Annotated in this window: 7 protein-coding genes; 1 reads left to right on the forward strand and 6 read right to left on the reverse strand. The window is 30.8% G+C overall.

Annotation, left to right across the window (positions count from 1 at the left end; all coding sequences use genetic code 11):
• Positions 1-53 precede the first annotated feature (53 nt).
• The 5 genes from BN350_RS07530 to BN350_RS18725 form a co-directional block, all read right to left on the reverse strand.
• Positions 54-782 carry a C39 family peptidase gene (locus BN350_RS07530; RefSeq protein WP_049945533.1) on the reverse strand — a complete coding sequence of 243 codons (729 nt, stop codon included), beginning with the start codon at positions 780-782 and terminating at the stop codon, positions 54-56.
• Positions 783-857: 75 nt separating this feature from the next.
• Complete coding sequence (locus BN350_RS07535) at positions 858-1,658, reverse strand: hypothetical protein (protein ID WP_028043051.1); 801 nt, start codon at positions 1,656-1,658, stop codon at positions 858-860.
• The gene (locus BN350_RS07540; protein ID WP_028043052.1) at positions 1,645-3,090 is read right to left on the reverse strand and encodes a sensor histidine kinase; all 1,446 of its coding nucleotides are present in this window, start codon (positions 3,088-3,090) and stop codon (positions 1,645-1,647) included. Before BN350_RS07540 ends, BN350_RS07535 begins: the two co-directional genes overlap by 14 nt.
• Before the next feature lie 4 nt (positions 3,091-3,094).
• Entirely contained in the window at positions 3,095-3,748 is a 654-nt protein-coding gene (locus BN350_RS07545; RefSeq protein ID WP_044600205.1) for a response regulator transcription factor, read from the reverse strand.
• A 133-nt stretch (positions 3,749-3,881) separates the two neighbouring features.
• Positions 3,882-4,082, reverse strand: a complete 201-nt coding sequence (locus BN350_RS18725) for a hypothetical protein (RefSeq protein WP_044600190.1) — start codon at positions 4,080-4,082, stop codon at positions 3,882-3,884.
• A 155-nt stretch (positions 4,083-4,237) separates the two neighbouring features.
• Between BN350_RS18725 and BN350_RS07550 the strand changes: the two genes are divergently transcribed.
• Positions 4,238-4,999 (forward strand): Cof-type HAD-IIB family hydrolase, encoded by a 762-nt coding sequence (locus BN350_RS07550; protein WP_028043054.1) that lies wholly within the window; start codon positions 4,238-4,240, stop codon positions 4,997-4,999.
• A gap of 32 nt (positions 5,000-5,031) precedes the next feature.
• Here BN350_RS07550 and carB read toward each other — a convergent pair whose 3' ends face one another.
• Positions 5,032-8,250, reverse strand: coding sequence for a carbamoyl-phosphate synthase large subunit (gene carB / locus BN350_RS07555; RefSeq protein WP_028043055.1), 3,219 nt, complete (start codon positions 8,248-8,250; stop codon positions 5,032-5,034).
• Between the last annotated feature and the right edge of the window lie 268 nt (positions 8,251-8,518).

Below are 8,518 nucleotides of genomic sequence, written 5' to 3' on the forward strand. Positions count from 1 at the left end.
CAAGAAAATTATAATATATCAAATTATCCTCTACAATTTATATATGAGATTTTCTATTTTTTAGCTATAACAATCGCTTGACTCCCCATGATTTCATAGACTTTCTCTACTCTCTCTTTATCATATGCTACATTTTTCCCTTTCATAGGATCATTGAAGTAATAATAATTTTGGTCAAACCCTGTCATTAATAAACAATGCATTGGACTTTTCCATTCTATTTCCTTTTCTGATCCAATAACTTTCCATTTTGTTGTGACTTTTGGTTCTTTCATATCAATAGACGCCCAAAAAACAACAGGAATATCCCTAGCAATATAATTCTGACATAAATCTTCTATTGATTCATTATATAATTCTTTAACTGTATACTGCTGGTAATCAGGTAATTTCTTTAATGCTTTCATGATAACTGGTGCAAAGCAGCCCCACCCATTTGACCGATAAGGATTTCCAGGAAATTGTTCCCATGGATCACATCCCTGATAAATACCATCCTTCATATGTGGTGGTTTTCCCATGTCTAGATAATGATCAATAAAGTCATCAACCGTTATATTCATTCCCAAATAACGTAATGCCATCACTGTTGAAACACTTTCACAACCTGTTGGATATTTACGTCTTTGATCAATAAAATCCACATCAAGCATATGTTGTTGATATATCTCAATTTGTGCATCCTCACGATACGCACTTTGCTGATAGTCCTTTTGATAACATCCCACAATACCACTCAATAAAATACAAATCATTGTTATATGTAAAAAAAGCTTCTTCATTATACCACCTCTAAGAAGAGTATAAAGAGAGAAGCAACATAGAGTCTTCTTGAAGATGTAAAGGAATTGTAAAAACTAAATTCCTTTTAACAAGAAACCTGAAAATTTTTCCTCTACAACATTATAAAAGAGAATAAAACTTGTACTTTGTGTACTTAATTTTGATGTTTTCATATCCACTTCTTCTTGAGGCATAAAAACAAGAAGAAGTTCATCTTCATATTCCATTGTATAAAAATGAGAAGGAAAAACATCTTGCTCTGTTAAAGGTAATGCTGATAAATATTTGGATTGTGATAATTGAAGCATTTTGTGATACATGAGTCTTGCATCTATAAAAATATCTTTATTTTGAATACCATATGTATTGATTTCATTCATCAAGTAAATTGCATCTTGTTTTTGTTTTTTAGTAGGTGTCTTTTTTTCTTTTGATTTGATGTGATAATAAAGAAGATTTTGGTTTGAACTGATGTAATTCATTATATATGATTTTTGATCTTTTGCTTGAAATTCGTAATCTTTGAGATAAATTATTGATTCACGATCATTTTTAATCTGCATCGATGAAAATAAATCATCTAATGACTGAGGTTGACTTTGAGTATAAAGTTCTAATATAGATTTGAAATCCTGTTCTAGTTTTTGGTAATTGTCATCATTTTTTGAAGTTAACTTTGGTAATGATTCCATATACCCTTCCCAAAGTGACATGATAATATCTCGATCTATTGAGAATGATTGTGAATTTGTTCTTTCTTCATGAACGATTGTTCCTTTAAAGTCTGGTAAAAACTGTCTCAAAACAAATTGTGTTCCAATAATACATATGACAATTAATACAATGACACTCACAAACTTATCATGCTTTTTCACTTGGATCAACTCCTTTCATAAGAATCTTCACACATGTCCCTCTATCTAATTGGCTCTCTATTTCTAATTGAGCATTATGCCTTTTTGCTATTTCTAAGCAAAGAGAAAGACCTATCCCTGTGCCACCTTCTTTTCTTGAATAAGATTTATCAATCATATAGAAAGGTTCAGTGACTTTATCAATATATTCCTGACTCATTCCTATGCCATAATCTTTAACATATATTTCTATATAATCATCTTTTTGATAACAACACATGTCAATCTGACCTTTTTCTTCTGATGCTTTAATGGCATTATCTACTAAATTATAAAGAAGAGACTTCAATAAAGACTTATCTATAAAAAGAGAAACATCATCATAATCAATATTGAGTTTGATTTGTTTTCTTTCTAAGAGTGGTGAAACACTGACTTCTACATCATGAAACAATTCTTTCACTGATACATTTTCTAAGTCTAAAAGTACATTCTTCATTGTAGAGAGTTCTAATAATTTCGTAGAAAGACTCTGTAATCTTTTTGTTTCATCTAAAATAATACTTGCATATTCACGTCGTTCTTCATCCGTAATTGTTTTCTTCACTCTTAATATATCCGAAAACCCTATAATTGAAGTTAAAGGTGTTTTCATTTCATGAGCCAAATGATCAATAAATTGTTTTCTCCCATCAGCCAGCATTTGTAATTTTTTCGCACTTTCTTCAATAGACTGTGTCATAATATTAATATGAGTTGCTAATTCTTTCATTTCGGTAGAACCTGTTTCTTTGATTCTTAACTGATAATGACCATTCGCAATTTCTAACAAAGATTGATTTAATAACTTTAAAGGTTTCAATAATTGAATAATAATGACCAATAGGATAAGCGATAAGAACCCCGATCCCACAAAACTCATTGTTTGTACAAAGAATAACTGGTCATGATATTGTCCATAAAGTTCAGTTATATCTGCAACTGTATATAAATAAAATTCTTGTGTTTCTAAAAGTAAACTCGATCCAGTGATAAGATATATTTTCTTCTCAAAATCATCTATCAATGTCAGATAATTATTATTTTTATGCACTTTATCCATAAAATCATTATGTTTCTTTAATAATTCAGGTATTTCGCCTATTACAATATTTTGATCATGATCTAATATGAGAATCTCCCCATCACCAATATTATATTGGTCTAAATAAATATCTTTTAAATAATTCACAACCTCATGATCATTTAAATAAATTTTATTTTTATGAAGTCGGGTATTCACAATATAACTAGATATAATTGTTTCAAGATATTCTTGTTTCATTATCGCTTGTTGTCTTTCACTTTGAACAATTGATTGAAAACTTGTTTGAATAATAATAACTGAAATCATATTGACCACAACAATCACAAACACTAATGTGATTAAAAAAACTTTCTGCCAAAGTTTCATCCAATCACCTGCTTTCTAATCGATATCCTAATTTTGGTATAGTGATTAAATCATCATATAAATCTAATTTACGTCTAATCTGCTGAATATGCATATCAACTGTTCTTGTTTCTCCTTCAAATTCATATCCCCATACCTCAGATAATAAACGATCTCTTGTAATCACAATATCAATATTTTGTAGAAAAAACAAAAGCACCTGAAACTCTTTAGGGGTTAAAGAGATACGCTGTCCATTCTTATAGACTGTATGTTGTTTGGAATCCACAATTATTGAAGCATATTCATATTTTGTTTTTGATTTATGATAACGTCTGAGAACAACTTCAATTCTCGCGAGCAATTCAATCGCTTCAAATGGTTTAACAATATAATCTTCTGCTCCTAATCGCAACCCTTTAACTTTATCAGCAACATCTTGCAATGCTGTTAAAAAGATAATTGGAGTGCCCTTTTTTTGAACTCTTTGCACAATCTCAAAGCCATCTATTTCAGGTAACATAACATCCAGTAAAATCAAATCATAGTCTCCCTCTAAAATCAAATGAACCGCTTCTTCACCACAATGACAAATCTCACTTTCGTAATTTCCCATCAAGAGTGTTGCTTCTATCATTTTCGCAATATGAGCATCATCTTCAACAATCAATATTTTCATTATATATGCTCCCTTCTTTTTTATCATTTTATAATGTTCTTTCCTAAATAGCAACATATAAGAAAAACAGACAAAGTATATGCCTGCTAAAAAGGTTTTTGTATCAGCATAATAAAGCATACCAAATGTTTCTTCACCATAAAAACGTTGAGAATCCAATACTGAATAAACACAAATAAGTGTTATATCTAAAGCACCTGTTTCCCCATATAATTCTCTTTTCAATCTCTAACTTTGTGTTTACAAAATACTCACTGATATTATCTTTAGCAATAATCACTGCAAATTTTAATAAACGATCATCCATCTTATCATAAAATTGAACATGAATCATAAGTTATCCTCTTGATACCTATCTTGCTTTTTAGTATATCATATTTTTACCATATTATATATATTGATAGATTATATACTTAATTGTTATCAATTGACTTTGTAACTTCTCAAAGTTATACTAAAATTATAAATCATGAGATGGAGGAAAAACAGATGAACCAAAAGATTTTCTTTTTTGATATTGATGGAACACTTGCTATGAAGGGGAAAATTCCTAATAGTAATATAACCGCTTTGAAGAAGTTAAAAGAAGCAGACTATTTAACTTTTATTTGTACAGGGAGAGCACCTTTTTATGCTCAGAATTTATTTAGTGATTTAGTGAGTGGATATATTTGTTGTAATGGGAGATATATTTTATATAATGGTAACAAACTGCATGGAAAAGCTTTTACAAAGGAAGAAATTGATTTTTATCAAAAGAAAATGAATGAACTGAAATTGGGTGCCTTGTTTGTATCTGATGAACAGTCTTTTGCTTATCACCTTGATGAAAATCAGATACAAAGAGTTCAAAAAGAATACGGTAGTGATAGAATTGATATGTATAAAGAAGATCAGAATTATTATACTTTTGATTTATTTTATAGTGATCAGTTTAATGAAATGGTTAAAGTTTTTCGTGATTCACTTATTATTAATGATCATGGTGGTAGTGGCGATTGTGATTGTTCTACAATAGGATATGATAAAGGGAATGGCATTCTTCATCTTTTAAAGCATTTTAATATTTCTAAGGATGATTCCTTTGCTTTTGGTGATGGTTATAATGATCAGGCTATGTTTAGAGAAGTGGGACATGCTATTGCAATGGGAAATGCTGTAGATGTTCTCAAAGAAAAGGCAACTTATATTACTGATTCTATTGAAAATGATGGAATTACCAAAGCTTTACAATATTTTCATATATTATAAAAACCAGGAAATCCCCTGGTTTTTAGTTTATTCTATTTAATCGCTTTATGGTATTCTTGTAGTGATTTCACTTCATGACTACCATGAATCTTCATTTCCATAATACCTTCTAATGATGCTTTTGCAGCAGCAATATTTGTCATATATGGGATTCTCATTTTAATTGCATTCTTACGAATATAACTATCATCATGTGTACTTTGTTTACCATGAGGTGTATTGATAATCATCGCTAATTCACCATTAATCAATGCATCTGAGATATTTGGTTGTCCTTCATGAATCTTTTTAATCTTTTCTACAGGAATTCCTGCTTCACTAATGAGTTTATATGTATTTCCAGTTGCAACAATTGTAAATCCAGCATCATAATATCCTCTTGCTAAATCAACAACTTGAGGTTTATCTAAATCATTCACACTGAATAAGACTTTTCCTTCAGTTGGTAAGATTGTTTTTGCCCCTTCTTCTGCCTTGTACATGGCTGCACCATAAGAACTTGCAAGTCCTAAAACTTCTCCTGTTGATCTCATTTCAGGTCCTAAAATAGGATCGACTTCTGGGAACATATTGAATGGGAAGACAGCTTGTTTGACACCGATATGTGGAATCTTCTTTTCAGTTAATGTTGGTACAGGTGACTCTCTACCAGTTAATTCTCTTGTTACAATATCAGTCGCAATCTTAACCATGTTAATATTACATACTTTAGATACCAAAGGTACAGTTCTTGAAGCCCTTGGATTAGCTTCTAAAACATAAACTTTATCATCAGCAATTGCATATTGCATATTCATTAATCCACGAACATTCATTTCTTTGGCAATCTTCTTAGTATAATCTTTGATTGTTTCTAAATGTCTCATTGGAATATGACGTGAAGGTAAGATACATGCTGAGTCACCTGAATGGATACCAGCCAATTCAATATGTTCCATAACAGCTGGGACAAAGACATTTTCACCATCACTGATTGCATCTGCTTCACATTCCATTGCATTATTTAAGAATCTATCGATTAAGATTGGTCTATCTGGTGTAACGCCAACAGCAGCTTTCATATATTGTTCTAATGATTCATCATCATAAACAACTTCCATTCCACGACCACCTAATACATAAGATGGTCTAACCATTAATGGATAACCAATGCGTTTTGCAATTTCTAATGCTTCTTCAACATTCACTGCCATTCCTGATTCTGGCATTGGGATTTCTAATTTTTCCATCATAGCATTGAATAAGTCTCTATCTTCTGCCATATCAATTGTTTCGGGAGTTGTTCCTAAAATATTCACGCCATTATCTTTTAATTGTGCAGCTAAATTTAATGGAGTTTGTCCACCAAATTGGGCAATTACTCCTACTGGCTTTTCCTTTTCATGAATACTTAAGACATCTTCTAATGTTAATGGTTCAAAGTATAATTTATCAGAAGTATCATAATCAGTAGATACTGTCTCTGGATTACAGTTGACAATAATTGTTTCAAACCCCAATTTCTTTAATGCAAGTGCAGCATGAACACAACAATAATCAAACTCAATACCTTGACCAATTCTATTTGGTCCTCCACCTAGAATCATAATCTTTTGTTTATCATTATGAATATCACTATGATCTGGAGCATTATATGTAGAATAGTAATAAGCATTATCTTTCGTACCACTTACATGAACTGGTTCCCATGCTTGATTGATACCATTTGTTAATCTTTTATTTCTAATCACTGCTTCTTCTACATCTAAGATTTGACTTAAATATTTATCAGAGAAGCCATTTTGTTTGGCTTGTTTTAAAATACTTACAGGTAATTCTTTACCTTTATATGTTTTGATTTGTTCTTCTTCTTCAACTAATTCTTTCATTTGTTCAATGAAATAATGTTTGATTTGAGTTAATTCAAATAATTCATCAACTGTAGCACCTTTTCTTAATGCTTCATACATAATGAATTGTCTTTGACTTGTAGGAACAGCTAACATCTTTAATAATTCTTCTTTAGATAATCCATTAAAATTCTTTGCATAACCTAATCCATATTGTCCAATTTCAAGAGAACGAATGGCTTTTTGGAAAGCTTCTTTGTATGTTTTACCAATACTCATAACTTCTCCAACAGCTTTCATTTGTGTTCCTAATTTATCTTCAGCACCTTTGAATTTTTCAAAAGCCCATCTTGCAAATTTAATAACAACATAGTCTCCATCAGGTACATATTTATCTAAAGTTCCATATTTACCGCATTCAATTTCATCTAATGTTAACCCAGCAGCTAACATAGCAGAAACAAGGGCAATTGGGAAACCAGTTGCTTTAGAAGCTAAAGCAGATGAACGTGATGTTCTTGGATTAATTTCAATAACTGCAATTCTATCTGTTACTGGATCATGTGCAAACTGAACATTTGTTCCTCCAATAACACCAACAGATTCAACAATTCTAAAGGCTTGATCTTTTAAACGATCCTGCACGTCTTGAGAAATTGTTAACATTGGTGCACTACAGAAAGAATCTCCAGTATGTACCCCTAATGGATCAATATTTTCAATGAAACATACAGTAATCATATTTCCTTTAGCATCTCTAACAACTTCTACTTCAAGTTCTTCCCAACCTAAGATAGATTCTTCAATCAAACATTGGTGAACCATACTCGCTTGCAGTCCACGAGAACATACTGTTTTCAATTCTTCAACATTGTAAACAAGTCCTCCACCTGCACCACCCATTGTATAGGCAGGTCTTACAACAACTGGATATCCTAAGTCTTCAGCAATTTCTAAAGCATGATCAACTGTATGAGCAATTTCACTTCTTGCCATTTCGATTCCAAGTTTATTCATTTCTTTCTTGAATTCTAAACGGTCTTCACCTCTTTCAATAGCGTCAACCTGTACACCCAAAACTTGTACGTTATATTTTTCTAATATACCAGCTTCATTTAATTCAGAACATAAATTTAATGCTGATTGACCCCCTAAGTTAGGAAGCAAAGCATCTGGTCTTTCTTTTTCAATAATTTGTGTTAATCTTTCTAAATTTAATGGTTCAATATAAGTGACATCTGCTGTTTCAGGATCTGTCATAATTGTTGCTGGGTTTGAATTCACCAAAACAATTTTATACCCTAAATTTCTTAAAGCTTTACATGCTTGTGTTCCTGAATAATCAAATTCACAAGCCTGTCCAATAATGATTGGTCCAGAACCAATAACTAATACTGTGTTAATGTCTTCTCTTTTTGGCATATTTTTTCCTCCACTTTCTGTCTATATCATTTCATAAAAAAACATATCAAATAAAATGATATGCCTAATTATAGAAATATAAAAAATTAAAAAAAGGAACTTTTTCAACAACTGCATTGTTATATACATCATCTCTAAACATAGAAATATTTGTCATTATTCCTCATTCCTTCCTTATTCCTATATAGTATAGTAGATATATAGATATTATTCAAGAAAAAATTGTAAAAATATTGAAAAAGAAATATAGATGTAACTCTATATTTCT

The organism is Candidatus Stoquefichus massiliensis AP9, from assembly GCF_000455285.1.
In the GTDB taxonomy this organism is placed as follows: domain Bacteria; phylum Bacillota_I; class Bacilli_A; order Erysipelotrichales; family Coprobacillaceae; genus Stoquefichus; species Stoquefichus massiliensis.

Coding starts and splice junctions, on each gene's coding strand:
- BN350_RS07530 (WP_049945533.1), bottom strand. CDS start 782: ATGAAGAAGCTTTTTTTACATATAACAATGATTTGTATTTTATTGAGT.
- BN350_RS07540 (WP_028043052.1), bottom strand. CDS start 3,090: ATGAAACTTTGGCAGAAAGTTTTTTTAATCACATTAGTGTTTGTGATT.
- BN350_RS07545 (WP_044600205.1), bottom strand. CDS start 3,748: ATGAAAATATTGATTGTTGAAGATGATGCTCATATTGCGAAAATGATA.
- BN350_RS18725 (WP_044600190.1), bottom strand. CDS start 4,082: ATGATTCATGTTCAATTTTATGATAAGATGGATGATCGTTTATTAAAA.
- BN350_RS07550 (WP_028043054.1), top strand. CDS start 4,238: ATGAACCAAAAGATTTTCTTTTTTGATATTGATGGAACACTTGCTATG.
- carB (WP_028043055.1), bottom strand. CDS start 8,250: ATGCCAAAAAGAGAAGACATTAACACAGTATTAGTTATTGGTTCTGGA.